The organism is Weissella sp. ESL1139 (assembly GCF_058506735.1).
In genome coordinates, this window is sequence record NZ_CP196375.1 from 1,524,064 (window position 1) to 1,549,754 (window position 25,691).

The 25,691-nt window shown below is 38.2% G+C and carries 23 protein-coding genes and 2 tRNA genes; 5 read left to right on the plus strand and 20 right to left on the minus strand.

Annotated features, from left to right (window positions below; all coding sequences use genetic code 11):
• Nucleotides 1–16: 16 nt before the first annotated feature.
• Entirely contained in the window at nucleotides 17–1,369 is a 1,353-nt protein-coding gene (locus ACSYSF_RS07555; RefSeq protein WP_489867406.1) for an NCS2 family permease, read from the minus strand.
• A 182-nt stretch (nucleotides 1,370–1,551) separates the two neighbouring features.
• On the opposite strand from ACSYSF_RS07555, the gene add reads away from it, so the two are divergent.
• Entirely contained in the window at nucleotides 1,552–2,562 is a 1,011-nt protein-coding gene (gene add, locus ACSYSF_RS07560; RefSeq protein WP_489867407.1) for an adenosine deaminase, read from the plus strand.
• A gap of 330 nt (nucleotides 2,563–2,892) precedes the next feature.
• On the opposite strand, the gene ACSYSF_RS07565 is transcribed toward add, so the two are convergent.
• The 9 genes from ACSYSF_RS07565 to ACSYSF_RS07605 form a co-directional block, all read right to left on the minus strand.
• The gene (locus ACSYSF_RS07565; RefSeq protein ID WP_489867408.1) at nucleotides 2,893–3,627 is read right to left on the minus strand and encodes an SDR family NAD(P)-dependent oxidoreductase; all 735 of its coding nucleotides are present in this window, start codon (nucleotides 3,625–3,627) and stop codon (nucleotides 2,893–2,895) included.
• 147 nt (nucleotides 3,628–3,774) lie between these two features.
• Complete coding sequence (locus ACSYSF_RS07570) at nucleotides 3,775–5,562, minus strand: ABC transporter ATP-binding protein (RefSeq protein ID WP_489867409.1); 1,788 nt, start codon at nucleotides 5,560–5,562, stop codon at nucleotides 3,775–3,777.
• Complete coding sequence (locus tag ACSYSF_RS07575) at nucleotides 5,552–7,279, minus strand: ABC transporter ATP-binding protein (RefSeq protein ID WP_489867410.1); 1,728 nt, start codon at nucleotides 7,277–7,279, stop codon at nucleotides 5,552–5,554. The genes ACSYSF_RS07570 and ACSYSF_RS07575 overlap by 11 nt, the downstream gene beginning before the upstream one ends.
• A gap of 198 nt (nucleotides 7,280–7,477) precedes the next feature.
• Nucleotides 7,478–8,569: a DUF871 domain-containing protein gene (locus ACSYSF_RS07580; protein WP_489867411.1), complete on the minus strand. Its 1,092-nt coding sequence runs from the start codon at nucleotides 8,567–8,569 to the stop codon at nucleotides 7,478–7,480.
• A gap of 134 nt (nucleotides 8,570–8,703) precedes the next feature.
• On the minus strand, nucleotides 8,704–9,021 hold the full coding sequence (locus tag ACSYSF_RS07585) for a PTS sugar transporter subunit IIB (protein WP_489867412.1): 318 nt from the start codon (nucleotides 9,019–9,021) through the stop codon (nucleotides 8,704–8,706).
• Nucleotides 9,022–9,123: 102 nt separating this feature from the next.
• Nucleotides 9,124–10,422 (minus strand): PTS cellobiose transporter subunit IIC, encoded by a 1,299-nt coding sequence (celB, locus tag ACSYSF_RS07590; protein WP_489867413.1) that lies wholly within the window; start codon nucleotides 10,420–10,422, stop codon nucleotides 9,124–9,126.
• A 44-nt stretch (nucleotides 10,423–10,466) separates the two neighbouring features.
• The gene (locus ACSYSF_RS07595) at nucleotides 10,467–11,918 is read right to left on the minus strand and encodes a 6-phospho-beta-glucosidase (protein ID WP_489867414.1); all 1,452 of its coding nucleotides are present in this window, start codon (nucleotides 11,916–11,918) and stop codon (nucleotides 10,467–10,469) included.
• A gap of 5 nt (nucleotides 11,919–11,923) precedes the next feature.
• On the minus strand, nucleotides 11,924–12,250 hold the full coding sequence (locus tag ACSYSF_RS07600) for a PTS lactose/cellobiose transporter subunit IIA (protein ID WP_489867415.1): 327 nt from the start codon (nucleotides 12,248–12,250) through the stop codon (nucleotides 11,924–11,926).
• Nucleotides 12,251–12,269: 19 nt separating this feature from the next.
• Nucleotides 12,270–13,727, minus strand: coding sequence for a 6-phospho-beta-glucosidase (locus ACSYSF_RS07605; protein ID WP_489867416.1), 1,458 nt, complete (start codon nucleotides 13,725–13,727; stop codon nucleotides 12,270–12,272).
• A 183-nt stretch (nucleotides 13,728–13,910) separates the two neighbouring features.
• Here ACSYSF_RS07605 and ACSYSF_RS07610 point away from each other — a divergent pair, with 183 nt between their 5' ends.
• A complete protein-coding gene (locus tag ACSYSF_RS07610) occupies nucleotides 13,911–14,600 on the plus strand; it encodes a GntR family transcriptional regulator (protein WP_489867417.1) in 690 nt (229 codons plus the stop codon).
• Nucleotides 14,601–14,663: 63 nt separating this feature from the next.
• Here the strand turns inward: ACSYSF_RS07610 and hflX are convergent, their stop codons facing one another.
• Nucleotides 14,664–15,953, minus strand: a complete 1,290-nt coding sequence (gene hflX, locus ACSYSF_RS07615; RefSeq protein WP_489867418.1) for a GTPase HflX — start codon at nucleotides 15,951–15,953, stop codon at nucleotides 14,664–14,666.
• A gap of 5 nt (nucleotides 15,954–15,958) precedes the next feature.
• Nucleotides 15,959–16,630 carry a histidine phosphatase family protein gene (locus ACSYSF_RS07620; protein WP_489867419.1) on the minus strand — a complete coding sequence of 224 codons (672 nt, stop codon included), beginning with the start codon at nucleotides 16,628–16,630 and terminating at the stop codon, nucleotides 15,959–15,961.
• Nucleotides 16,631–16,816: 186 nt separating this feature from the next.
• Here ACSYSF_RS07620 and ACSYSF_RS07625 point away from each other — a divergent pair.
• The 3 genes from ACSYSF_RS07625 (at nucleotide 16,817) to ACSYSF_RS07635 (ending at nucleotide 17,938) form a co-directional block, all read left to right on the plus strand.
• Nucleotides 16,817–16,888, plus strand: a tRNA-Glu gene (locus ACSYSF_RS07625).
• 33 nt (nucleotides 16,889–16,921) lie between these two features.
• A tRNA-Glu gene (locus tag ACSYSF_RS07630) sits at nucleotides 16,922–16,993 on the plus strand.
• Nucleotides 16,994–17,131: 138 nt separating this feature from the next.
• Nucleotides 17,132–17,938: a Cof-type HAD-IIB family hydrolase gene (locus ACSYSF_RS07635; protein WP_489867420.1), complete on the plus strand. Its 807-nt coding sequence runs from the start codon at nucleotides 17,132–17,134 to the stop codon at nucleotides 17,936–17,938.
• A 184-nt stretch (nucleotides 17,939–18,122) separates the two neighbouring features.
• Here ACSYSF_RS07635 and ACSYSF_RS07640 read toward each other — a convergent pair whose 3' ends face one another.
• From ACSYSF_RS07640 to ACSYSF_RS07675, 8 genes are all read right to left on the minus strand, one after another.
• The gene (locus ACSYSF_RS07640; RefSeq protein ID WP_489867421.1) at nucleotides 18,123–19,331 is read right to left on the minus strand and encodes an NRAMP family divalent metal transporter; all 1,209 of its coding nucleotides are present in this window, start codon (nucleotides 19,329–19,331) and stop codon (nucleotides 18,123–18,125) included.
• 34 nt (nucleotides 19,332–19,365) lie between these two features.
• Nucleotides 19,366–20,115 (minus strand): LamB/YcsF family protein, encoded by a 750-nt coding sequence (locus tag ACSYSF_RS07645; protein WP_489867422.1) that lies wholly within the window; start codon nucleotides 20,113–20,115, stop codon nucleotides 19,366–19,368.
• A gap of 14 nt (nucleotides 20,116–20,129) precedes the next feature.
• Nucleotides 20,130–20,918 carry a putative hydro-lyase gene (locus ACSYSF_RS07650; protein ID WP_489867512.1) on the minus strand — a complete coding sequence of 263 codons (789 nt, stop codon included), beginning with the start codon at nucleotides 20,916–20,918 and terminating at the stop codon, nucleotides 20,130–20,132.
• Nucleotides 20,918–22,240: an acetyl-CoA carboxylase biotin carboxylase subunit gene (locus tag ACSYSF_RS07655; protein WP_489867423.1), complete on the minus strand. Its 1,323-nt coding sequence runs from the start codon at nucleotides 22,238–22,240 to the stop codon at nucleotides 20,918–20,920. Before ACSYSF_RS07655 ends, ACSYSF_RS07650 begins: the two co-directional genes overlap by 1 nt.
• A gap of 17 nt (nucleotides 22,241–22,257) precedes the next feature.
• Nucleotides 22,258–22,674 carry an acetyl-CoA carboxylase biotin carboxyl carrier protein gene (locus ACSYSF_RS07660; RefSeq protein ID WP_489867424.1) on the minus strand — a complete coding sequence of 139 codons (417 nt, stop codon included), beginning with the start codon at nucleotides 22,672–22,674 and terminating at the stop codon, nucleotides 22,258–22,260.
• A 13-nt stretch (nucleotides 22,675–22,687) separates the two neighbouring features.
• Nucleotides 22,688–23,692 carry a 5-oxoprolinase subunit C family protein gene (locus tag ACSYSF_RS07665; RefSeq protein WP_489867425.1) on the minus strand — a complete coding sequence of 335 codons (1,005 nt, stop codon included), beginning with the start codon at nucleotides 23,690–23,692 and terminating at the stop codon, nucleotides 22,688–22,690.
• Nucleotides 23,692–24,420 (minus strand): 5-oxoprolinase subunit PxpB, encoded by a 729-nt coding sequence (gene pxpB, locus ACSYSF_RS07670; RefSeq protein WP_489867426.1) that lies wholly within the window; start codon nucleotides 24,418–24,420, stop codon nucleotides 23,692–23,694. The genes ACSYSF_RS07665 and pxpB overlap by 1 nt, the downstream gene beginning before the upstream one ends.
• Before the next feature lie 356 nt (nucleotides 24,421–24,776).
• The gene (locus tag ACSYSF_RS07675; protein ID WP_489867427.1) at nucleotides 24,777–25,607 is read right to left on the minus strand and encodes an exodeoxyribonuclease III; all 831 of its coding nucleotides are present in this window, start codon (nucleotides 25,605–25,607) and stop codon (nucleotides 24,777–24,779) included.
• Between the last annotated feature and the right edge of the window lie 84 nt (nucleotides 25,608–25,691).

Here is a 25,691-nt window from a genome sequence, read left to right on the forward strand (position 1 = left end):
TAAAACTCCCCTTTAATTATTGTTTTGGCAACACATTCAAAACATATAACAATATTACAAAGACAATTAACATCGACCACATAATACCGTTGACTTCTTTACGACGACCAGCTGCCGTCATCAAAATTGGATAAGTCAAAAATCCAAAAGCAATTCCGTATGAAATATTATAAGTTAAAGGCATCCCAACAACTGTTAAGAATGCTGGCAATGCTAATTCAAACTCATCCCAGTGAATTTCACGCAATGCTGATGCCATCATGACACCAACCACAATCAAAGCTGGTGCGGTCACTTGATCAGTCACAACCGTTAACAATGGTGAGAAAAACAAACTGAACAAGAACAAAATACCTGTTGTCACAGCTGTTAATCCAGTCTTACCACCAATTGAGATTCCCGCAGACGATTCAACATATGCTGAAGTTGGTGTTGTTCCCATGACAGCACCACCCAACATTGAAACAGAATCGGCAACCAGTGCACGACCAATTCGAGGCATTTTGCCATCTTTCATAATACCAGCTTGTTGCGCCAAACCAATCAACGTACCAGCTGTATCAAAAAAGGCAACTAGTAAGAATACTAAGACAACGGCCCACATTTGCGGATCAAGCATCGATGGTAGATGTGTAATACCAACCCCAAAAGTAGGCTTTAAACTAGGCACAGATGAAATAATCTGATCAGGCATGGGAATCAAACCAGTGACCAATCCTAAAATTGCGGTTGCTAAGATTCCAATGAAGATAGCGCCTGGCACACGCTTAGCAATTAAAATTGCAATCACGAATACACCAAAAATGGTCAACCAAGTTGTTGGTACCGTTAATGAACCAATGGCAACTAATGAAGACTTATCATCAACAATTAATCCCCCACCTTGTAAACCAACAAAGGCAATAAAAATACCAATTCCAGCGGCCATTGCATACTTCAAATCTTGTGGAATCGCATCAATTACCTTTTCACGAACTTTCAAGAACGACAAAATCGTAAATAATACTGCCGCCACGAAAACACCAGCCATTGCTTTTTGCCAAGGAATTCCCATCCCCAAAACAACTGAAAACGCAAAAAAGGCATTATCACCTAATCCAGGTGCAATCGCAATCGGATAATTTGCCAAAACGCCCATTAGCACACAACCTAAGATTGCTGATAGTGCGGTTGCTGTAAACACAGCCCCTTTGTTCATACCAGCAGCACCTAAAATGCTTGGATTAACAAATAAAATATAGGCCATCGAAACAAATGTCGTTAATCCAGCTAACACTTCTCGCTTAACTGTCGAGTTTTGTGCTGAAATGTGGAAGGTCTTATCTAAAAAGCCAGTTGGTTGGCTTTTAGATTCCTCAAAATCATTCATGATTACTCTTCTCCTCCTAATGTCATGAAAGTATTCTTAATCAACAAATGAATTATTACATACATTATTAAGCAATTCAATATTAAATGTTCGTTTTTAAAAAAGTTTGCTAATCTAAAACAATATGGTAGAATCACAATATATCGTTACTAAAGAAGCAAAGAGAGGGAATACAGATCATCATGACGGTCACACGTGAATTTACGCAAAATATGCCAAAAGCCGAACTTCATTTACATATTGAAGGAACGTTAGAGCCTGAATTAAAACTAAAATTAGCTGAACGTAATCATATTGACATTGGTCAAAAGACCATCGAAGAAGTCCAAAAAACATATGAATATGATGATTTAGCTTCATTTCTTGGTGTCTATTATCCAGCCATGAATGTTTTACAACATGAACAAGATTTTTATGATCTTGCGTTTAGTTATTTAGAACGCGCTGTTACCAATAATATTCGCCATGTCGAAATCTTCTTTGATCCACAAGCTCACACCAGTCGTGGTGTTGCCTTTGAAGACGTTATCAATGGTTTGCACCGCGCAATCGTTGATGCACGTGCTTTAAACATCGATGCTGATTTAATCATGTGCTTCCTGCGTGACTTTTCTAAAGAGTCAGCTCGTCAAACCCTTGAACAAGCACTACCCTATAAAGACATGTTTATCGGTATCGGCTTAGACTCAGATGAGCATAATAATCCACCGCTAAAATTTGCCCGTCAATTCGAAGATGCAAAAGCGGCTGGTTTACACCTCACAACGCATTGTGATATTGATCAAAAAGATTCAATTGAGCATATCCGCCAAGCCCTTGAAGAAATGGATGTTGAGCGCCTTGATCATGGAACAAACATTGTTGAAGATGATGATTTAGTTGACTTTGTTGTTAATCACCAAATTGGTTTGACATCTTGTCCATTATCAAATACTTACGTTTCACCAAAGATGAAGGGTGAAGAAATCCTATCGCTATTAGACCGTCAAGCAAAGGTATCTATTCATTCAGACGACCCTGCTTACTTTGGTGGTTATATTTCAGATAATTATTACGCACTAGCAGAAACCTATGATTTAACTAAGGAACAAATCGTTACCTTGGCACGCAATGCTTTTGAAACATCTTGGATTAGCGACGAAAAGAAAGCTATTTATATTAAAGAACTAACTGATTATGCAGCTGCTAATTAATTAGCATACAAAAAACGAGGTTTAGAAATTCTAAACCTCGTTTTGTTTTGTCTTTTGAACATAAACGCGTTCTCAAAAGCTGAACCTTCAATATAACGCTATTGACCCCAATCATGACCTACGCGTTGCTCCGGACATAATTGGTCCCAACAACGTTATACACCAGGTTCAAACCGCTTTTGCTCTCGCTCTTCCTTAAACGCGTTCCAAAAGACTGAATCCTCAATGTAACATCATTGGCACTAATCATGTCCGTCGCTGCGCTTTGGCCATAATCAGCACCAATAACGTTACACACCGGATTCAAAACGTCTTTTGTCACGCTCTTTCTTAAACTGCAGTATAACCACCATCAACTAGCAATGTCGTACCGTTAACGAATGATGCATCATCACTTGCTAAGAATGAAACGACCTTACCAATTTCTTCTGGCTTACCTAGACGTCCAGCTGGGTGCAAGGCAACTAGTGCTTCTTTATCAGCACCTTCAATCAATGGTGTATCAATATAACCTGGGGCAACTGCATTAACACGAATGCCTTCAGATGCATAAGTTGCACCCAACGTTTGTGTCAACAACTTCACACCACCCTTGGCAGAAGCATATGCAGTAACACCAACCTTACCTACAAAGCTGTGGATTGATCCCATATTGACAATCGCACCACCGTGTCCTTGCTTACGCATTTGCTCAATTGCATACTTGTCTGACAAGAACACACCGCTCAAATTGATACCAATCGTATCTGACCATTGCTTGTATGACATATCCGTAATGTTACCATCACGTGCAATACCAGCATTGGCTACCATAATATCTAATGAGCCAAAATGACTAACTGCTGTGTCGATAACATTTTTAACCTGATCTTCAACTGTTACATCGGTTTTAACAAACAAAACTTTGCTGTCATCACCCAATGATGCAGCAACTTCAGTACCTTGATCAGAATAATCAGCAATCACAACTTTTGCCCCCTCAGACAAAAGTTCTTTAACAGATGCTAAACCAATTCCTGAAGCACCACCTGTAACAATAGCAACTTTATCGGTAAACTTTCCCATGATATCCCCCTTTTAGTAAGCAACATCTTAATTAACTTTACAAGTACATTATACATCAACATACCTATTCAATGAAATAAAAGCACTTTTTAATAGAAAAAAGACTCAGATATCACTGTTTTAGCCTCTAGATTGTGCACTATATCACTAATCAAAAACCATTTGATTCTTATATAGGTCAGCATAAAAACCATTTTCAGCTAACAAAGTCTCATGATTTCCTTGTTCGATAATATTACCATCCTTTAAGACAACAATCTTGTCTGCATTTAAGATGGTCTTTAAACGGTGGGCAATGACAAAGCTCGTACGACCAGCAATAACATTATCCATCGCTCGTTGAATACGTTCTTCAGTAACCGTATCAACATTAGATGTAGCCTCATCCAAAATCAACAAATCTGGTTGGGTTAAGATTGTTCGAGCAATTGACAATAATTGCTTTTGACCAGTTGAAAAGACTGAATTTTCATCAGAAATTACCGTATCATAACCATTTTCTAATGTCATGATGAAATCATGAATATTAGCTTGCTTTGCGGCATCAATAACTTCTTCATTAGTGGCATCAGTTTTACCGAAAGTGATGTTGTCACGAACCGTACCATCAAACAATACTGATTCTTGTAGCACAATACCGACATGAGCACGCAAAGACTTCAAATCCATATCGCGAACATCAACGCCATCGAACTTAACAGCACCACCAGTAACATCATAGAAACGATTCAACAAATTCATCACGGTTGTTTTACCAGATCCAGTCGGTCCAACTAGTGCGACCATCTCACCTTTTTCAACATCAATATCAATACCATGAATAATCTCACGATCCTCATTGTAACCAAAATGAACATCTTCTAACGCAATATTATTTTGAATACCATTAAACTTAACCCCATTCTCTGGATTAACTTCTTCATCTTGTTTGAAGATGTTATTCAAACGATGCACACCAGTCATTGCTTGTTGCATCATATTATATAGTGACGTAATTTGTGAGATTGGTTGGAAGTATTGTTGTGAAAACGAAACGAATGTCACAATCAATCCCAAACCTGCTGCACGTGAAGAAACATCACCTGATAAGGTTAATGTTGCGCCGAAGAAAATAACAATAGCTAAATTAAATAGTCCAAGTCCTTGCATAACCGGATTCAAAACACTCGACCAAGCTTGCGCATGAATCATAGCATGGCGGACCTTTTCATTATGTTCAACAAACCCAGCAATGGATTCCTCGTGCAAATCATTTGTGATAATAACTTTTTCACCATTGATTTGCTCATTAATATAACCATTTAAATGACCAACTTCAGCTTGTTGCAAATCAACATATTTTTTAGCTTGAATCATAATAACAAAGCCGACAATAATTACAATTGGCGTCGTTGCCATTGTAACCATAGCCATCTTAGGGCTTTCACGGAACATCATCCAGATAACCCCGATGAACATCACAACTTGTTGCAAAATTTGGAACAAAGCATTGTTCATAGCGTTAAAGATGTTATCCAAATCCGACGTAAAGCGTGACAAAATTTCACCGTCTTGGTGATTATCAAAATAGCGTACCGTCATTCGTTGTAGTTTAGCAAACAAACCTGTTCGCATATCATTGACTGATCTTGGTGCCACAATCGCTTGCAATAAAGCATTTAAGAATAGTGCAATCAAAATCATCAAAGTGAATAAACCAAACATCCCTAATGCCTGATGAAAATCACTTAAACTCGCATTATTTTTAGTAGCTGGGTTTAAATAAGTCATCAAATATTTTGATAATTCAGTAATGGAATTTCCCATATAAACAGGTGCTTTAACTTGTGCCCAAGTTGCAAACACTGTCAAAACAAAGATAAAGATCAGCGAAAGTTTAAAACGCTTTAAATAATGAGCAAAGAACACAATTGATTCTTTTAAATTATTCGTCATCGTCTTTTGCCTCCTTTGCCTTTTGTGTTGCGTAAATTTCTTGGTAAACTGGCGAAGTTTGCATCAACTCATCATGTGGACCATATGCAACTAATTCACCTTCATCTAATACCAAAATATTATCAGCATTAATCACTGAAGAAATCTTTTCAGCAATAATAAATTTAGTCGTATCAGGCAAATCTTCATCTAAGGCTTCTTTAACCAACTTTTCTGAACGAGCATCCAAAGCTGAAGTCGAATCGTCCAAAATCAAAATCTTAGGATTACCAATAACTCCACGAGCAATGGATAGACGTTGCTTTTGACCACCAGAATAGTTAGCCGAACGTTCCTCAACCACATGATCAAATTTATCATCATATTGGTTAATAAATTCGGAAGCCTGGGCAATGTCAGCAGCGCGTTGCATTTCAGGTTCCTGGGCATTGCTTAATCCTTGACGGAAATTATCGGCAATTGTTCCTGAGAACAACGTTGCTTTTTGCAAAACAAACGATACAGCCTTACGCAATGAATGTTCATTAACATGCTTTAAGTCAACGCCCCCAACTTTCACTGTTCCTTCACTCGCATCATAGATACGGGCAATCAGCTGTGCTAAGGTCGACTTTCCAGAACCAGTCGCACCAACAATACCAATCATTTCACCTGTATCTGCCTTAAATGAAACATTCTTTAACGTTGGCTTATCATCATCTTGATACGTAAATGATACGTCATCAAATTCAACCGTACCATCTAATGTTTGTTCATCAACATTATCAAATGTAAACTCTGGTTCGGTATCCATAATTGCTTGAATACGACCCATTGAAACAAAGGCACGGGTTGCAAATGAAAGCATCATACCTCCAACAACGATAGCATTCATAATAATCATAATATAATTAGTAAAACCAGTAACTTGTGCTAACAATTCAGGTTGCGCACTAACCATATTACCAACAACATAAATGGCCACAACCATTAGGCCTTGACCAACAAACAAGAATGCTGGATTCACGACCGCGAAAATATAACCAATTTGAACGTTAACATCACGCAATTCATCAGAAACTTTATTAAAACGTGATTCTTCGTTACGTTCTTGATTGAAAGATTTAACAACGCGGACACCTTGTAGGTTTTCCTTAGTTTTGGCATTCACACGATCTAGCAAGCCTTGAATCTTACCAAACCGCTTACCCAAATTGGTAATAACAAAATAAGCAATCAAGCTAACCAAAACAACCATCACAATAATAATCCACCATAATTGTGGAATTGAATTTACGGCTAAAATAAAACCACCGATGAAGAGAATCGGCATACGCAATAATGGTTGCAAAACTAACATCAACACGTTTTGAATTTGGTTAACATCATTTGTTAGACGCACAACTAAGTTTCCAACTGAAAACTTTTCAATATTCGCAAATGAAAAGGTTTGTATCTTACGATAAGCACCTTCACGAACATTAGCAGCAATACTTTGTGAAATTTTGGCCGCATAAACTGTATTAAAAATTCCAGCTATAATCCCAACAGCGGCTAATATCAACAACTGTATTCCAATTTTATTAACTTTACTCATATTGTCATCAGTAATTGCTTGTACAATATTACTCAACAATGTTGGTTGTAGTAACATCGCAAATGACGCCACAGCAACCAACAGCACATTGATGATCAAATCAAGCTTATACTTACCAATATATGGCTTTAACAACTTCATTTGTCCCCTCCATAAACTACATTATTGTTTTACGCTAGTACGCTATTCTATCACTTGTTTTCAGTTTTTAACACATTTTTGTTAATTGTCTTAACAAAAAAATAGTTTAGGCTTTAAAACAAAAAGCAACTGTCTACTTTTTTCATTGCTAGTAGACTAGTTGCTAATAACATAAGCGCTTATTTAGTATCAAAATACCTATGCTTCCACTAATTTAAACTTTGTCCATGGTTTAATAAAATCTAACAAAAACAACTCGTTTTGATTAATATGACCAATCTTATTCTTTCTTGCTTCTTGGTGTGGTTCTAATACAATTTGTAATTCGTTTTTATAGACACCAAAATCATCATTACCTACAATGATGTCACCACGCTCGAAGGTTGTTTCGTTATCATGCTGACTATTTTCAACATCACGATAGGTTACCCGTGGCATTGTTGACCGCACAACCTGACTATTAATATCACCACGACGGAAATGCTGTGGCTCCAAGGCAATCGTCTTTTCAATCGGATTCACGTCAGCCACAAAATTAACATGCAAATTCAATTGGTAACGACTAACAGCACTTAATGCCGCTAATTCAGCTTCACTTGCATAAGCATTACCAATAATGACATCATCAATTAATCCTGAACTAAATAAATGCTGTGCTTGCACATCAATTGGCAAGGTACGATCAGTCTCTAATGTTGGTAAACCATCATTAACATTCCAAGGCCCCATGTTACCAACCTGACTAGCAACAAAAGCAGCTAAATGAATATTATATTTTTTAAACCGTTCACTACAAGCAACAAAATAATCATAAGGCAACCCTGTACCAACTTGTGGGTAGAAATTATGGCAACCGTAAATAAATGGTTCATTAGCTTGATGACTAATAATGTTATTTAAATAATCAACATTATTGCTGGCATTCAATTCAATAATTAGATTGTATGGATTGTATGACAACATTGCCTCAGTTTCCCCATCAAATGATTGATCCAAACGAATACCTGCAACATGTAATTCATTAAAGAATGATAAATCATCATACGAAATATGCAATTGATCAAAAATTCGTGGCGCAACATCAATAATGGTTTCGTAGCCTAATTCATTGCCATAGTCCACAATCCGTTGATATTTTTTCTTCGTTTCTTCGGCGGATCCCGTTACTTCCAGCATACTCATAAAAATACGTGTGAACCCATATTGATGACCCAATTTCAAATAAGCTTTATCTTGTTCAAAATCACTATGATCAGGATAAATTGATAGCCCTAATTGTCTCTTTGTCATACTGCCTCCTTTACAAAAAGGGGGATGAGACATTTATGCCTCATCCCCCTCACGCTGTCTAAACGTGTGGCAAAACCCTGAATCCGCAATAACATTCTTTTACTAGATTCAAAATAGCTTTGTCGCACTCGTGTTTACATCAAAGCTTCCGCAGCTGCCAAAACCTTGTCACCCTTCATCATACCGTAATCCATCATGTTAATGACATCTACTGGTACACCGGCTGCATCAGCCTTGCTTGATACTTCTTTCTTCATATAACTTACTTGAGGTCCAAGTAAAAGAACATCTGGCTTTACTGATGATGACAATTCATTATCAATATCGGCTGTTGACTTAGCAAAAATCTCATAGTCTTTACCAGCCGCTTTTGCAGCTTCTTGCATTTTTGAAACTAACAATGATGTTGACATTCCTGCCGCACAAGCTAACATAATTTTCTTATCTGCCATGATATAATTCCTCTTTTTATTACTGACTAAACTCTTTATAGTTCATATTATAGCAATGAAAGCATTGCATTGTAAACGCTTCCATATGTCTGATTTACTATTTTAAGCAGCTGCCTGCTCAGCTTCTTCTTTTTCAGCCTTCAAACGATCACGGTCAATTGCTCGGAAGAATACGTAGTAAATAGCACCATCAAGAACGATGTTAATAATTTGCATTACCGCACCAGATATATGACCTGTTGCTAGATAACCTGAAATAATTGGTGGCGTCGTCCAAGGCACCATGACTCCCATCGTCTTAGCAACCAAGCCTGTAGACATTGCGAAGTAAGTCGTAATAACGTTAGCCATTGGTGCTAAGATAAATGGCAAAATCATACGATAATTCATAACAATTGGCATTCCGAAGATAATTGGTTCGTTAACGTTGAACAAAGCAGGTCCAACAACCAACTTACCTAAGGTCTTAAGTTCCTTACTCTTAGCTATAAAGGCAATCATAAAGGCCAAACCTAATGTGGCACCAGAACCACCCATGTGAATGAAGTTATCATAGAATTGTTGCGTAACAATGTTTGGAATCTCTTTACCTGCTTGAACAGCAGCAGCGTTTTGTGACATTGCGCCTAACCAGATAGGCATCATCACACCACTAACCGTATTTGAACCATGGATTCCGAAGAACCATAGCAAGCAGATAATCAATTCAACAACAATCGCACCTGGCAATGAGTTATTCAAATGACTCAATGGCTCTTGCAGTAAGAAATTAATAATATTTGGAATACTCTCCAAAGGTGTTGCTTCAACAATCATACGGATAACCCATACAACGATCAAAGCCAAAGCACCTGGGAACAATGAAGCAAATGAATTACTTACAGCAGGTGGCACACTTGATGGCATCTTAATAGTTAGATTCTTATGAACTAACCAAACATACAAATCAGTAACAAATAGTCCAACCAAAATAGCAATGAACAATCCTGATGAATCTAATTGTTGCAATGGTACCCACATGTTACCGGCTTTATCAGTTTTTAGTGGGATTGTTAAAAGAAAGGCACCAATTGAAACAATCATTGAAGAAAAAGCTTCAACTTGATAACTTTTCGCTAAATTATACGATATACCCGCAACGGCAACTAGTCCCATGATATGGAACGAGGCATTAGTTGGATATTGCACAACATTGGCCCAATTAGAACCAAATGTGTGACTCATGAAATCTTGATAGCCTTGAACTGGGAACTGCGCGATAATCATAAAGACAGATCCAATGATAATCATTGGTACCGCAGCAGTCATTCCATCACGCAAAGCTACTAAATGACGCGATCCAGAAAGTTTCTGGAAGAATGGGATAATCTTCTCATTCAATACGCTACTTGAACTTGCCATAACATTTTCCTTCTTATATTATTATTATATTTTTCAATCAACGACTAACCTAAATCGGCTCCGTTAGATTCAATAACACGTTGATACCACTTAAATGAATCCTTGTAATAACGTTTTCCAGTTCCTTGACCCATGTCATCCAAATCGACATAAATGAAACCATAACGCTTCAACATTTCACCAGTTGAAGCAGAAACAACATCAATACCTGACCATGGTAGGTAACCATATAGTGGAATACCATCTAACACGACCGCTTGCTCCATCGCTTTAATATGATTTTGGAAATATGAAATACGATAATCGTCGTGAACCTCATGTTCATCAGTCAATTCATCATAAGCACCAAAACCATTCTCAACGATAAACATTGGCTTGTCCCAACGATCCCACATCCAGTTCATAGCCCAACGAATACCAACTGGATCAATTTGCCATCCCCAATCAGACTTCTGCAAATATGGGTTATCCCCATGATTCTCAGCTTCGTTGTATTCTAACCATTCATCGCCGGTATAAGATACTGTCCATGACATGTAATAAGAAAAGGCAACGTAATCAACTGTATTTTCAGCAAGAATTTGTTCATCTTCAGCTGTTATATCAATGTTAAAATGCTTATGATCCCAGAAGTTACGTAACCAGTTAGGATAATAACCATTTGCATGAACATCACCCCAGTAATAACGGGTTTGCATTGCGCGTTGGGCCATCAAAATATCTTCAGGCTTTGAAGTTGCTGGATAAACTGGGTTCATTGACAACATGCAACCAACTTGGATATCAGCATTTAATTCTTTAGCAATCTCATGGGCATGCTTCGTTACCAATGCTGATGCAACTAATTCATAATGTGAAGCTTGATACATCAACTCTTGAGCTTTATCTTCAGGGTAATCCTTCAAACCTGAATTTTGTAGCATTGGATGCGGATCCATCCAAGCAGTTTGGTTCGTAATTTCGTTAAATGTCATCCAATACTTAACACGATCACCATAACGACGAATCACTGTATCAGCAAACTTTACGAAGAAATCAATCACCTTACGATTACTAAAGCCCCCATATTCGATTACCAAATGATAAGGAATCTCAAAATGGCTTAAAGTGATGACTGGTTCAATATCGTTTGCTAGCATTTCATCAATCATGCGATCATAGAAAGCTAAACCTGCTTCATTTGGTTCGTCCTCATCACCATTTGGGAAAATACGTGTCCAAGCAATTGATGTTCGGAAAGCTTTTAGACCAAGCTCTTTCATCATCTTAAAATCTTGCGGATACGTGTGATAAAAATCAATTCCACGGTGATTTGGATAATTACCATCTTTTTCAACTGTATCGGTTACTTTACGTGGTGTATCTTTATTACCGGCCAACATCACGTCAGCAATTGAAACACCTTTACCATCAACATCCCAGGCACCTTCTAATTGGTGTGCTGCAACTGCTGATCCCCATAAGAAACCATCTGGCATCTTATAACCATTACTCATACTATTTAGTCCCCCTCTAATTCAACAACGCGTTTCATCAAAGCAATTAATTCTGTAGCTAAATCCTTAAAAGTAATCGCATTCATCAAATGATCTTGACCATGTACCATGTACAAATCAATTTTAGTATGTTCACCCTGTGCTTCTTTGGTTAACATATCGGTTTGAACATCATGCGCTTCCTTCAATTCTTGACTTGCCGCCTTTAACGCTTCATCGGCTTCATCAAACTTACCCTCTTTTGCTAATTGAATGGCTTGAAATGCTTGACCCTTGGCGTTTCCACCATGCATAATCAATCCCATTACAACTTCCATATGTGCATCATCCATTTTTAACACCCCAACTTTTTTATAAATCAACTCCGTGTGACGCAATAACTTGCTTGTACCAAGCGAATGAATCTTTGCGAATTCGCTTACCAGATCCTTCACCCATATCATCTAGATCAACATAGATGTAACCATAACGCTTACTCATCTCACCGGTTCCAGCTGATACGATATCAATTGGTCCCCATGATAAGTAACCAATTACTGGGATACCATCTTTAACAACTGCCTTTTCAACCTCAGCAATGTGAGCTTTCAAATAATCAATACGATATTGATCGTGAATTTTACCATCAACAACATCGTCATAAGCACCAAAACCATTTTCAACAATCATAATTGGCAATCCTGGATATTGATCGTTTAATTCATTCAATGTATAACGCAAACCTTGTGGATCAATTGCCCATCCCCAATCAGAAAGTTCAACCTCCGGATTGGCAACGACTCGATAACCTTGTACATCTTCAAAATCAGTGTCGTCTTCCGACTTAGCTTCGACAACATTTGAGTTATAGTAAGAAACTGCTAAGTAATCAACGGTTCCTTTACACAAATTTTCACGATCAGCTTCAGTAATATCAGGTCGGAAACCTGTACGCTTTGTAAATGCCTCAAACTCAGCTGGATATTCACCACGAATATGGACATCTGAGAAAAAGTCATGCAATTGTCGCGCTTTTTGTGTCGCTAACATATCAGCTGGCTTAGGTGACGCTGGATATAGCGGTGCGACATTCAACATACCACCAATAACATAATCTGGATTAATCGCATGACCGATTTGAACAGCCTTTGCACTAGCAACCAATTCATAATGGGCTGCTTGAACCATTGCGGCCAACTTTTCAGTTGCTGTCGTTCCCTGTTCAAACTTTAATCCTGAATTTGTCCAAATCATGAATTCGCTCATCATGTCAGCATCTAGATTAGCTTGATTAGAAATTTCATTATGTGTCATCCAGTACTTAACTTTACCGTTATAACGAGTGAACACAGTGGTTGCATACTTAACAAAACAATCGATTACTTTACGGTTTGACCAACCACCATATTCTTTAACTAAGTGGTAAGGCATTTCAAAATGATTCAAGGTTACAACTGGTTCAATACCCAATCGATTCATTTCATCGAACAAGTCATCATAAAACTTCAAGCCAGCTTCATTTGGTTCTTCATCATCACCATTTGGGAAAATACGTGTCCAAGCGATTGAAGTTCGGAAAGCTTTAAATCCCATTTCAGCCATCAAAGCTAAGTCTTCTTTATAAGTATCGTAAAAATAAATACCATGATGATTTGGATAATTCTTGCCTGCAATGACACCATCAGTAATTTGACGTGGCTTATTGTTTGCCCCTGCGGTCAAGATGTCCGCAATTGAAACACCTTTACCATCTCGATCCCAAGCACCTTCAGCCTGGTGAGCGGCAATCGCACCACCCCACAAAAAGTTATCATTTAGTTGTAATCCCATGTTAGCCTCCACTATCAAAGATTGACATTTTTGAATTCCTTTAACTGTACATGTACAATATAACAGTACACGTACAGTTTTGCAAGCGTTTTCATCTTTTTGTTTATAACATTACTTATTTAATGTTAAATGTTATCATGTATCATATAATGGGTGGAGTGGGGTAAAAGGAGTCTAGACATTATGCTCAAATATCAACAAATTGCAGCACAATTATTTAAATATATTAAAAGTGAACAATTAGGCCAAGGCGCAGCATTACCTAGCCTTAATGATTTAACTGGCATGTATGGTGCTAGTAAAACAACTGTATTAAAGGCCTTAGATGAATTAGAACGTGAAGGTTTGATCTATCAAGTTCAAGGTAGTGGTACTTTCGTGCGCAACATTCCTGGTGACGATTTGATAAATTTCAATATTAGTCATGGTTGGACTAATGATTTTACAAACAATAAGTTGGAAAATTCCGATGTGTCGGTACAGAAAATAATGCCTTCTAAAGATATTGCCCATCAACTACATTGTTCTGTTGACACACCTGTCTTTAAGGTACAACGATTAAAACACCATCAAAGCAAAATCTTATGTTTTGAAACTTCATATTATAACTCTGAAATGGTACCTTTCTTGGATAAGGAAATTGCTCAAAAATCAATTTTCCATCACATATCAGATACATATCAAATTAACGTTGGTTTTTCAGATAAGTACTTTAGTGTACGACCATTAACAGCTTTGGAAAGTGAAAAATTGGCTTTACCAGAAAGTAGTTTCGGCCTATCTGTACATGAAACTTTCTACACTGTTGCTGGACAAGTATTTGATTATTCGGAGATTATCTATCACTACCAAAACGCAAGGTTTTATATTTAAGTAATAGCACAAAACACCCCGTCACTAACGCTCTACAAGAGGCTAATGACGGGGTGTTTATTTTTAAACATGACTTATTTCGTATTTTTCAAAGCGAGCTGCTTGAATTGGTGTTAACGTAACAGTCATGATTGTACCCGTTTCGTCATAATCTAATTCATGCACACTTGCTTGTTCATTTAGTTCATTAACAAGTTGTCCTTCACTAAATGGAATGTGGAGCTTAGTTGTGACATAGTCTGCAAAAATATGTTCTTTAACCACATCTACTAACAAATCTTGTGACTTTTCATCCATTGCTGATAGTATCAACGTATCACCAGTTCGATCTGGATAAGTCTGACCATCAATTTGATCTGCTTTATTATAAACAGTAATCATTGGAATATCGCCAACACCAATTTCTTTTAGTGTTTGCGCTGTTGTTGTCATCATTTCTTGATAATGCGGATCGGCATAATCAACCACTTGAATCAACAAATCAGCATCGGCTGCTTCAGCTAAGGTTGCTCTAAAGGCAGCTACCAAGCCGTGTGGTAGCTTCGAAACAAATCCAACTGTATCTGATAGTAAGAAATTAGACTTATCAGGTAATTGAATTTTACGAATTGATGTTTCTAGAGTTGCAAACAACATATCAGCTTGGAAAACCGTTTTTTCTTTATTATCACCAAAGCGCTTCACTAACCCATTCATAAAGGTTGATTTACCAGCATTTGTGTACCCTACCAAAGCAACATTGCGAATGCTCTGCTTAGCACGATAAGCGCGTCGCGTTTCATCATCAGCTTCAATATTGGCTAACTCAGTTTCCATCAAAGAAATTTGATGTTGAATATGACGACGATTCATTTCTAACTTTGTTTCACCAGCACCACGACTTGTAAAACTACCACCGCCACCACCAGTTTGTTGGTCAAGACGAATATTCATTGATGTTCGCAATCGTGGTAACTGATACTTTAATTGCGCAATTGCCACCTGTAACTTGGCAACTTTAGTTTGGGCTCGTGACGCAAAAATATCTAAAATTAGTGCTGTACGATCCATAATATCCGCATCGGTACCAGTTTCTAAATTACGAATTTGTGATGGTGATAGCTCATCATTAGTGACTACCATATCAGCTTCATAATAGGCCAATGCTTCTTTCAATTCAGTTACTTTACCCTTACCAAAGTAAGTTGCTGGATTTGGTTTTTCTAATTTTTGAACAATTTGACCGACAACAACCATATTATTCGCTGCTGCCAAGTTGGCTAACTCAGTCATTTCATAGTCAAAATTGTCATTTTGTTGATCCAAACCAGCTAAAATAACTTGACGTTGTGCCTGTTGTTCATTTTCTATCATATTATTTACCACTTTGTTGTTGTATCATTGTAAGTTTTCAACTTCATACCATCATCAGATACTTCCCAAATTGTAATTGAACCATTTTCTGGTTTTTCTTCAGCTTGCTCATGAGAAGCATACTTAGCAACTAAGTTACGAATTAACGTACCGTGTGAGACGACCAAAATATTTTGACCATCACGGGTGTTGCGACGTAATAATTCCATTCCTTTATCAACGCGAGCCCAAAATGTTTGCGCATCTTCTGCATCCCCAGTTGGATCTGCAGCATGCATCGCATCCATCACTTCATCTTGACTCAAATTAGCCATCAAATCATTATATGTGCTCAAATCAGTCAGATTATTTTTTTCGGCAACTAATTCGGAACTTTTTTGACTTGGTAATCCTTCAAAGAAGCCAAAGAATTGCTCACGAAATTGTTGTAGTTGTTCAGGTTCTTTTAAATCACCACTTTGCTTATTACGTGACAAAACAAATTCTGCCGTTTGAATAGCACGTTGCAAATCAGATGAGTAAGCGGCATCAAAGCGAATGTTTTGCAAACGATCACCTGCTGCATAACCATCTGAAATTCCTTTATCGGTTAATGGTGCATTACTCCATCCTTGCATACGTCCATAATGATTAAAAATTGTTTGACCATGTCGTACAAAATATAAATTAAATGACATTCTTTGCTCCTCTTTGTTGTTAGTCTGTTATATACAATTGTACCATTAAGTGCCTTATTACTCATTAAGTCTACTACTCGGATTTGTGACATGGTAAAACTTATTATTAATCAAATATTCATATTGACAACAATAGCCTTTCCATGTATAGTTAATTATTGTTGTTAATATACACATGATGATATTGGCCCAATGGTCAAGTGGTTAAGACGTCGCGTTCTCAGCGCGGAATCCAGGGTTCGACTCCCTGTTGGGCTATTTATTACAATAGCTTTTGCTAATTATCATCATGGCCCAATGGTCAAGTGGTCAAGACGTCGCGTTCTCAGCGCGGAATCCAGGGTTCGACTCCCTGTTGGGCTATACTTAGAGATCAGTAATGATTACACGTGAACGCATCACCTGCTAAAGGTGGTGCGTTTTTGTATCGCATAATTTGCTTTTTTATCATAACTCCTTTACTATGAAAGCGTTACCAAAACAAATTAAGGAGCCAACACTATGCCGATAAAACTGATTGCCTTAGATATTGACGACACGCTATTAAACTCACAAAAAAAGATATTGCCTAGTACAAAAACTGCCATACAAAAAGCTTTAGCTGCTGGCATCAAGGTTGTTTTATGTTCTGGACGACCTTTACCAGGCGTACAACCATTTTTAGATGAGCTTGATATTAAAGGGGATGACCAGTATGTAATTACTTATAATGGTAGCGTAATTATCTCCGTCACTGGTCAAGTTATGTCTAGTCTCAATTTAACAAAAGACACTTATCAACAAATTGATCAATTCGCAAATGATAATCACCTGCAGTATAACGTACTGGATGCTGATGGCCACATTTATACCAGCAATACCGATGTCAGTCGCATTACGGTCATTCAAGCGATGGAAAATGATACTGGCTTATTTATCCGTAAACCAGATGAATTGGATGACACAACAACCATTGTAAAAGGTATTTTTGTTGGTGAAGTTGCGGACTTGGATCACTTTGAGCCAGCCGTTGAAGCTGAATTCGGTCAAACCCAATACGTCGTACGTGCTGCCGATAATTTCCTTGAAATTATGAACGCTGCTGCTAACAAAGGGGCTGCCTTAAAACAATTAACCCAAAGTCTAGCAATCAAACTAGAAGAAGTTATGGTCTTTGGTGACGAAAAAAACGATATTCCAATGTTTGACTTCGCTGGAATTGCCGTAGCAATGGGCAATGGTAGTAATATTGCTAAAAGCCATGCAAATTATATTACCGATTCAAATGATAATGACGGTATCGCCAATGCTTTAACTAAATTTTTATAATAAAGATTAAAAAGGCTGGGACCAATGTCCCAGCCTTCCGCTTTTGTTCTCGCTCTGTTCTAAACGCGTTCTCAAAGACTGGATTCTCAATGTAGCGATATTTGCCGCTTCACGGTCTAACGACCACAAACCGTCAAAGCATCGTTACACACCGAATCCAACCCGTCTTTGCTCTCGCTCTGTTTTAAAAACTAATACTAAACAATGATCTAATACCTGCATAGGCCATGAATGCGACAACAACCCAGCCGGTATACAACAACCAACGTGGATGGCGATATGTCTCACCCATAATCTTTTTACGTGTCGAAGCAAGTAATAGAATTGCTAAAGCAATTGGTAAAATAAGTCCGTTTAATGCACCAGCAACGACCAAAACATTTGCTGGATTACCAACAAAATAGAATACGGCTGCTGATACAGCGATAAACAACACAATCAACCATGAACGCCACTTGCTGTGACCTTCAGTCTTTTGGTTGTAGTCCAAGAAAGAAACTGACGTAAATGTTGAACCCAAGGTTGACGTCATACCGGCTGCTAGTAGTAGCAAACCGAAGAACTTATAACCAAAATTACCGGCAGCTGTTTTAAAAATTGTTGCGGCTGGGTTAGCAGGATCCAACTTAACACCAGTTACAACAACCGCCAAACCGGCCAAGAATAGCATGACACGAATGACCGAAGCAACACCAATTCCAGTTAATGCGCCAGCGTTAACATACTTGATATTTTTACTACCAGTTACCCCACCTTCAAGTAATCGATGACCACCTGAAAATGAAATATAACCACCAACCGTTCCTCCAACAATTGTTACAATCGAATAAAAATCAATTGAAGTTGGCGCAAACGTATGGGTAACTGCACTTTGAACAGGAACAGTTGTCACTGCCAAAATGTAAACCAAAATCGCAATCTTAACAACTGCTAAAAGTTGCACGGTACGATCAACTACCGCCATGGCATTGCGAACCAAGAATAAGATAATTGCACAGGCCGCAGCAATCAAAGCACCATTTTCAGGAGAAATACCAAATAACACATTGAGTCCTAATCCTGCACCACCAATATTACCGATATTAAATACAAAACCACCAAAAACAATTAATCCTGTTAACACGTACCCTAATCCAGGTACCACTTCATTAACTAATACTTGAGCGTGCTTGCCAGAAACGATAATTATGCGCCAAATATTTAATTGCACAATCACGTCAACCAGAATACAAGCCAAAATGGCAAAACCAAAATCGGCTCCCATTTTACCAGTAAAGTTTGCTGTCTGTGTTAAAAAACCAGGTCCGACAGCAGCCATAGCCATCATGAAGGCGGCTCCCATTGCAACACTTAATGGAGATCTTTGCTTAATTTCCGAATTCTTTTCTTTCATAATAGCTATCTTCCTTTAACTATAAGATTTTATTTTAAATAGCACGCACTTCAATGCCTTCATCATCAAGTGCTTGATGAATTTTCTTAACAAAAGCAACTGCTTTAACACCATCCCCATGCACACAAACTGTGTCAGGTATAATGTCAATTATTGAACCGTCATGGGCTTCAATTGTATGTTCTTTAATCATTTGAATCACCCGGGCAACGGCCACATCTTCGTCAGTGATGACTGCATCCGGCTTACTACGTGCCATGAGTGAGCCATCCGGTTCATAATTTCGATCGGCAAAAACTTCTTGCGCATAAGGCAAGCCGATATCCTTAGCGGCGTGAATTAATTCACTGTTTGCTAATCCAATTAAAATTAACTCCGGATCAACTGCGTAAATACCTTTACAAATTGCAAGCGCCAAATCGTAATCTTTAGCAGCCATATTATATAAAGCACCGTGTGGTTTAACATGATGCAATTTATGCTTGGGGCTAAACGCTTGTAATGCCCCAACTTGATAACGCACTTCTGCTTCAGCAGTTTGTGGACTAATTTTCATCTGTCGACGTCCAAATCCTGCTAAATCACGCAATCCAGGATGAGCACCTAATGCCACATAATTTTCACTAGCCAACCCAACTGTCTTTTCCATCACTTCAGGGTCACCAGCGTGAAAACCACAGGCAATATTGGCTGAACTGATATAAGGTAAAACTTCTTCATCTAATCCTAACTTGTATCGGCCGAAACTCTCACCTAAATCGCAATTTAAATCAATTTGTACCATACAATAACCCCTTCCTATAAGATATCTGCCAATTGATTATCTTTTATATCCGTTACTAACATATGACCAGGTGCGTGCGTTATAACAAATTCTGGTTTACTCTCCATCACGACCTGTTGCGGTGTCACACCACAAGCCCAAAATACAGGTACTTCACCCGGATGAATATCAACTGCTTCACCAAAATCAGGATGTGCTAAGTCAGTAATACCAATCGTTTCCGGATGTCCAATTTGCAACGGCGTGCCATGAACTTGTGGCAAACGTTCAGTAATTGTAACTGCTTTAACTACCTGTGCTTCTGGAATTGGTCGCATGCTGACAACATAGTCACCATGGAATTGACCTGCTGATTTTGCTTCAATATTCGTTCGATACATTGGTACATTACGATGCATGGTAATATGACGCATTTCAATACCCGCTTCGATTAATGCGGCTTCAAATGAAAAACTGCAACCAATTAAAAATGATACTAAGTCATCACGCCATAAATCAGTCACATCGTTTGGTGAACTAACTAATTCACCATTTTTATAGACACGATATTCAGAAAAGTCCTTTGCTAAGTCAACATCATGAGCAAAAGTTTGTAGTTGCCGTGACCCCGCATCAGAAACTTCTAAAATAGGACATGGCTTTGGATTCCGTTGCGCAAACAACAAGAAATCATAGGCTTGCGCTTTAGGTAAAATCACTAAATTAGCTTGCGTATAACCGGGACAAAGACCACTTGTCTGATCAGTAAATTCCCCTGAGCGTGTTAAATGTCGTAGTTCTACGGGTGTTATTTTCTTATCCATCATGCTTGCCTCCCTTCAACCAAACGTTCAATAAATTCAATATCAAAATTATTAGTCAAATAAGCCTGACTATTTAACAACTGATACAAGAAATCAAGATTTGTTCCAACACCATCAATAACGGTTTCGGCAATAGCAACTTGCATCTTTTGTACAGCAATCTCACGTGTTGGCCCATACGTAATCACTTTTGCCAACAAAGCATCATAATTAGCTGGTACTTGGTAGCTGTTATACAAAGCAGTGTCTACTCTCACACCATTACCACCAGGCAAATGAAGATGGGCTACTTTACCAGGTGTTGTTGCGGTAATACGACATTCTAAAGCCACACCATTTATATCAATATCGGCTTGAGAAAATGACAATGTTTCACCAGCAGCAATCTTCAACTGTTCAACCACTAAATCAGTTCCCGTAATTAATTCCGTAATCGGATGTTCAACCTGAATACGGGTATTCATTTCCATGAAGTAAAACTGACCGGGACCAGCATACAAAAACTCAATTGTACCGGCACCCAAATAATTTAATGACTGGGCTGCTCGCCGTGCTGTTTCTAACATATCCTGACGTGTCTGATCATCAATCGCACTCGGCGCTTCTTCCATTACTTTCTGATGATACTGCTGCAATGAACAATCACGTTCACCAAGGGAAACAGTATTCCCATACGAATCTGCTAAAATCTGAACTTCAATATGCCGTGGCCGTACAATCAATTTTTCAAGATACATCTCCGGATTACCAAAGGCTTTTTCCGCTTCACTTTTGGCAAGTGGAAATTCATGATGCAACTGGTCTTCATCATGAACCATACGCATCCCTTTACCACCACCCCCGGCTGCTGCTTTCAACATAATGGGATAACCAACTTTATCAGCTTCTATTAATGCGGTGTCTAAATCAGTAAAACCTTCATGACTTCCTGGAATGACTGGCACATCGGCCGCCTGCATGGCTTCACGTGCCCGAGCTTTGTCACCTAATAATGCAATTGTTTCAGAGTGCGGACCAATAAAGGTAATGTCATGGTCTTCACATAACTTAGCAAAATCTGCATTTTCAGATAAAAAACCATATCCAGGGTGAATGGCATCAGCTTCCGTCATCAAAGCTGCCTGAATAATACTTTCTTGGTTTAAATAACTATCTTGCGGATTAGCAGCACCAATACAAATAGATTGATCTGCCATGGCCACGTGCATTGCATTTGCATCAACTGTTGAATAAATCGCCACCGTCTGCAATCCTTGTTCACGACAAGCTCTGATAATGCGAACTGCAATTTCACCACGATTTGCAATTAGTACTTTTTGCATTTGATCACTTTCCTTATCTATTCGATTTCAAACAATGGTTGATTATACTCAACATTTTCCTCATTAGCTGCTAAGACTTTGGTAATCTTACCTGACTGATCTGCCTTAACATCATGCATCATCTTCATTGCTTCAATGACACCAATTGTTTGGCCCTTCTGCACTTCATCACCAACTTTGACAAATGGATCCTCATCAGGACTTGATGCGGTATAAAAAATACCAACCATCTGTGCATTAATGGTTTTAGCTGTGTCACCTGCTTGATTGGCATCAGCAACTGGCGCTACAGATTCTTCTTGTGCAACCGGTGATTTCAACACGTTTAGCTTACGTTTCAAACGATAGTGTGTATCATCATTTTCGTAATCAAACTCAGTTATCTGATTTTTCTTCATCAATTTCATGATTGTTTCAATTTCTTTTAAATCCATCGGTTATATCCCCCTAATCTTGGAAAAGATTGCTTAAACGTTGTGCTGTTTGCCGTGCTGGCTGATCATTCATCGCCAAAAATTGTGCCTTGGCTTTGTTTAACTGCTCATTTTTCTCATGCAACAATTGTTGACTACGTGATAAATCAATTAATACAAACTTTAATTGCTGACCTGGCATTAATTGCACCATTTTACTTAAATCAATACTTGAAATCACCGCCATTACCGGATAACCCCCGGTTGTTTGTCGGTCCGCCAACAAAACAATTGGCTGACCACTTCTTGGCACTTGCACGCCTCCCAAAACAGTTGCTTCAGACAACATTTCCGGTAAATTATCAACATTAATCGCGTCACCAGCTAGGCGAATTCCCATCCGATCAGAATCTTTACTGACCGCATACACTTGATTAAAAAATTGCTCCTTAGCTGTTTCATCAAATTGATCGAATTCAGGTCCTTTGGTAACTCTAATCGTGACAACCGATTCATCTATATCATTTGAGAAATCCGCCTGACGTTGCGTTAAATTGGCAACTAACGGCACTGGATTTTCGATTTGAACATAGTCACCACCTTGCAACGCCCGACCTTTAAAACCGCCTAAGTCGTATTTCAAACTTGTAGCATAACTGGCCATCACGGCGGGTACTTTAATACCACCAGCTACTGCCAAATAACCGTAGCGACCTTTCGTAATTGGCCCAATCGTCAACGTGTCACCCTTATTTACACTGAGCGCTTGATTGATAGCGACTGGTTGCTTATTTATTACTGCATTAACATTAGCCCCAGCCATTGCAATAACTGTGGGACTAGTAAACGTTATTGTTGGTCCCAAAACGCTATACTCAATAACCGGAGTTTGTGCGTCATTATCAATCAAAATATTTGCTAAAGTAGCGGCTGCGGAATCCATCACGCCTGATGGTGAGAAACCGTTCGCTAACCCACTTGTGCGACCAAAATCTTGCACAGTTGTTAGCAAACCACCTTCGATAATTCGCATTCCCATTACTTCGTCTCCTCTTCTACCGTAATTTGATAACGTCCCTCATCCACAAGCCGTTGAATTTGTTGAAATTCAGCAACAGGAATTGGATCAAAGTGAATATAATCTCCTGCTTGGTAATAGAATGGATTTTCATTTTCAGGTTGAAATAGTTTAAGCGGTGTTTGACCAATAATCTGCCAACCACCTGGTGATGCAATCGGATAAATACCAGTTTGCTGGCCAGCAATTCCAACTGCACCAGGATTAATGGCTAAACGTGGCGTGGCCAATCTAGGGGTAGCTATTTTTTCATCCAAGCCACCCAAATAAACAAAACCAGGTAAGAAACCGAGCATATAAATTAAATAATCTGGTTTGGTATGCCGATCAACAATTTCTTGCGCTGATAAGCCACTATTGACTTCAATATTTGCCATATCAGGACCAAACAAAGCATCATAACAAACTGGAATATGAATTATTTTCTTGGTTTGTTCACCCACTTCATTCACTTGACTGGCATCATCTTTTACCAACTTAACAAGTTCCTCAAATGTTAGTTGTTCTGGATCATAAAAAATCGTTAACGTTCGAAATGCAGGCACCAACGCTGTAATACCAGCAATATCTTGGGAAGCCAATTTCTTTTGTAACAACCGAATAAATTGATTGATTTGAGGATCAACACGATTAGCAAATGTCACATTAATTGCTGTGTCACCTGCTGAAAAAATTGAAAAATCATTCATGATTTTGCCTTCCTTAAATTAAAAATTAATTGCAATATTTTTCACTATTCCGTCATATTTTTATTTAATAAAAAAACAAACGAACCCGTTTGTTTTCCACTTCAGTATTTAAAATTGTCTTTCACGAACACTAATTTCCCCGTTTGATTAATTATCAACCGTATTCTTAATATTGTAAAGCTATTTACTGTTGTCGTTTTGAAACACAAAACCTGACATCTATTACTTTTATACGACAAAAATAATAGAAAATTAATAATTATGAGAGATTCTTCACTATTGATACTATTTTTTATTGAAATAAAAAAACTTGAGACAATCAAATCCCAAGTTTTCCCTATTAATTCATCACTATTTTAAAGTTTAAAATCATCCGTCATCGTTAACATGATTGGTGCATGATCTTGACGTGCACCGGTATCAACAACTGACATATCTGCTAATTGATTGACCAAACGATTTGATGCCAAATAATAATCGATGCGCCATCCTGAGTTATTGACTTTAGATGTCTTTGAAATTTGAGCCCACCATGTATACACATCCGCTTGATCAGGATACAAGTAACGGAATGTATCAGTAAACCCAGCATTTAACAAGGCACTAAAGTGTTCACGTTCTTCATCAGTAAACCCAGCATTTTTGTGATTAGACTTCGGATTTTTCAAATCAATTTCTTGATGGGCAACATTAAAGTCACCAGAGAAAATGACTGGCTTCTGACTATCTAATTGCTGAATGTATTTACGGTATGCATCGTCCCAACTTTGACGATCAGCCAAACGGGCTAAACCACTACCCGAATTAGGTGTATAAACCGTTGAAACATAGGCATTTTCAAATTCAAGCGTAATAATACGGCCTTCAATATCCATATCACCGGGCGCACCAATTTCAGGCATGTCAACATTAATCGGTTCATGACGGGTTAACATCATTGTCCCTGAATAGCCTGAGCGGCCAGTACTCATTCTTAGATAGCGATAATATTCCGGGAATAATTCATCAAGCGCGGTTGCTTGCTTTTTAGTTAAACCCGTTGGCTTTAATTTAGTTTCTTGAATTGCTAAAACATCTGGTTGCATGGCCGCAATATTCTGTAATACTTGCCAGGTCATTTCACCACGTGCTGATTTATGTTCAACAGCTGCATTAATACTATCAATATTCCATGATACAAACTTCATTTTGCCACCGTTCCTCTTTAAATTATCATTGCGTTTATTATAACAAAAAACAGCATCAGACTACGTGTAACTTTCGTCCGATGC

Excerpts from the sequence above, each read along its gene's own strand:
- ACSYSF_RS07555 (WP_489867406.1), bottom strand. The coding sequence starts at position 1,369 with ATGAATGATTTTGAGGAATCTAAAAGCCAACCAACTGGCTTTTTAGAT.
- add (WP_489867407.1), top strand. The coding sequence starts at position 1,552 with ATGACGGTCACACGTGAATTTACGCAAAATATGCCAAAAGCCGAACTT.
- ACSYSF_RS07565 (WP_489867408.1), bottom strand. The coding sequence starts at position 3,627 with ATGGGAAAGTTTACCGATAAAGTTGCTATTGTTACAGGTGGTGCTTCA.
- ACSYSF_RS07570 (WP_489867409.1), bottom strand. The coding sequence starts at position 5,562 with ATGACGAATAATTTAAAAGAATCAATTGTGTTCTTTGCTCATTATTTA.
- ACSYSF_RS07575 (WP_489867410.1), bottom strand. The coding sequence starts at position 7,279 with ATGAAGTTGTTAAAGCCATATATTGGTAAGTATAAGCTTGATTTGATC.
- ACSYSF_RS07580 (WP_489867411.1), bottom strand. The coding sequence starts at position 8,569 with ATGACAAAGAGACAATTAGGGCTATCAATTTATCCTGATCATAGTGAT.
- ACSYSF_RS07585 (WP_489867412.1), bottom strand. The coding sequence starts at position 9,021 with ATGGCAGATAAGAAAATTATGTTAGCTTGTGCGGCAGGAATGTCAACA.
- celB (WP_489867413.1), bottom strand. The coding sequence starts at position 10,422 with ATGGCAAGTTCAAGTAGCGTATTGAATGAGAAGATTATCCCATTCTTC.
- ACSYSF_RS07595 (WP_489867414.1), bottom strand. The coding sequence starts at position 11,918 with ATGAGTAATGGTTATAAGATGCCAGATGGTTTCTTATGGGGATCAGCA.
- ACSYSF_RS07600 (WP_489867415.1), bottom strand. The coding sequence starts at position 12,250 with ATGGATGATGCACATATGGAAGTTGTAATGGGATTGATTATGCATGGT.
- ACSYSF_RS07605 (WP_489867416.1), bottom strand. The coding sequence starts at position 13,727 with ATGGGATTACAACTAAATGATAACTTTTTGTGGGGTGGTGCGATTGCC.
- ACSYSF_RS07610 (WP_489867417.1), top strand. The coding sequence starts at position 13,911 with ATGCTCAAATATCAACAAATTGCAGCACAATTATTTAAATATATTAAA.
- hflX (WP_489867418.1), bottom strand. The coding sequence starts at position 15,953 with ATGATAGAAAATGAACAACAGGCACAACGTCAAGTTATTTTAGCTGGT.
- ACSYSF_RS07620 (WP_489867419.1), bottom strand. The coding sequence starts at position 16,630 with ATGTCATTTAATTTATATTTTGTACGACATGGTCAAACAATTTTTAAT.
- ACSYSF_RS07635 (WP_489867420.1), top strand. The coding sequence starts at position 17,132 with ATGCCGATAAAACTGATTGCCTTAGATATTGACGACACGCTATTAAAC.
- ACSYSF_RS07640 (WP_489867421.1), bottom strand. The coding sequence starts at position 19,331 with ATGAAAGAAAAGAATTCGGAAATTAAGCAAAGATCTCCATTAAGTGTT.
- ACSYSF_RS07645 (WP_489867422.1), bottom strand. The coding sequence starts at position 20,115 with ATGGTACAAATTGATTTAAATTGCGATTTAGGTGAGAGTTTCGGCCGA.
- ACSYSF_RS07650 (WP_489867512.1), bottom strand. The coding sequence starts at position 20,918 with ATGGATAAGAAAATAACACCCGTAGAACTACGACATTTAACACGCTCA.
- ACSYSF_RS07655 (WP_489867423.1), bottom strand. The coding sequence starts at position 22,240 with ATGCAAAAAGTACTAATTGCAAATCGTGGTGAAATTGCAGTTCGCATT.
- ACSYSF_RS07660 (WP_489867424.1), bottom strand. The coding sequence starts at position 22,674 with ATGGATTTAAAAGAAATTGAAACAATCATGAAATTGATGAAGAAAAAT.
- ACSYSF_RS07665 (WP_489867425.1), bottom strand. The coding sequence starts at position 23,692 with ATGGGAATGCGAATTATCGAAGGTGGTTTGCTAACAACTGTGCAAGAT.
- pxpB (WP_489867426.1), bottom strand. The coding sequence starts at position 24,420 with ATGAATGATTTTTCAATTTTTTCAGCAGGTGACACAGCAATTAATGTG.
- ACSYSF_RS07675 (WP_489867427.1), bottom strand. The coding sequence starts at position 25,607 with ATGAAGTTTGTATCATGGAATATTGATAGTATTAATGCAGCTGTTGAA.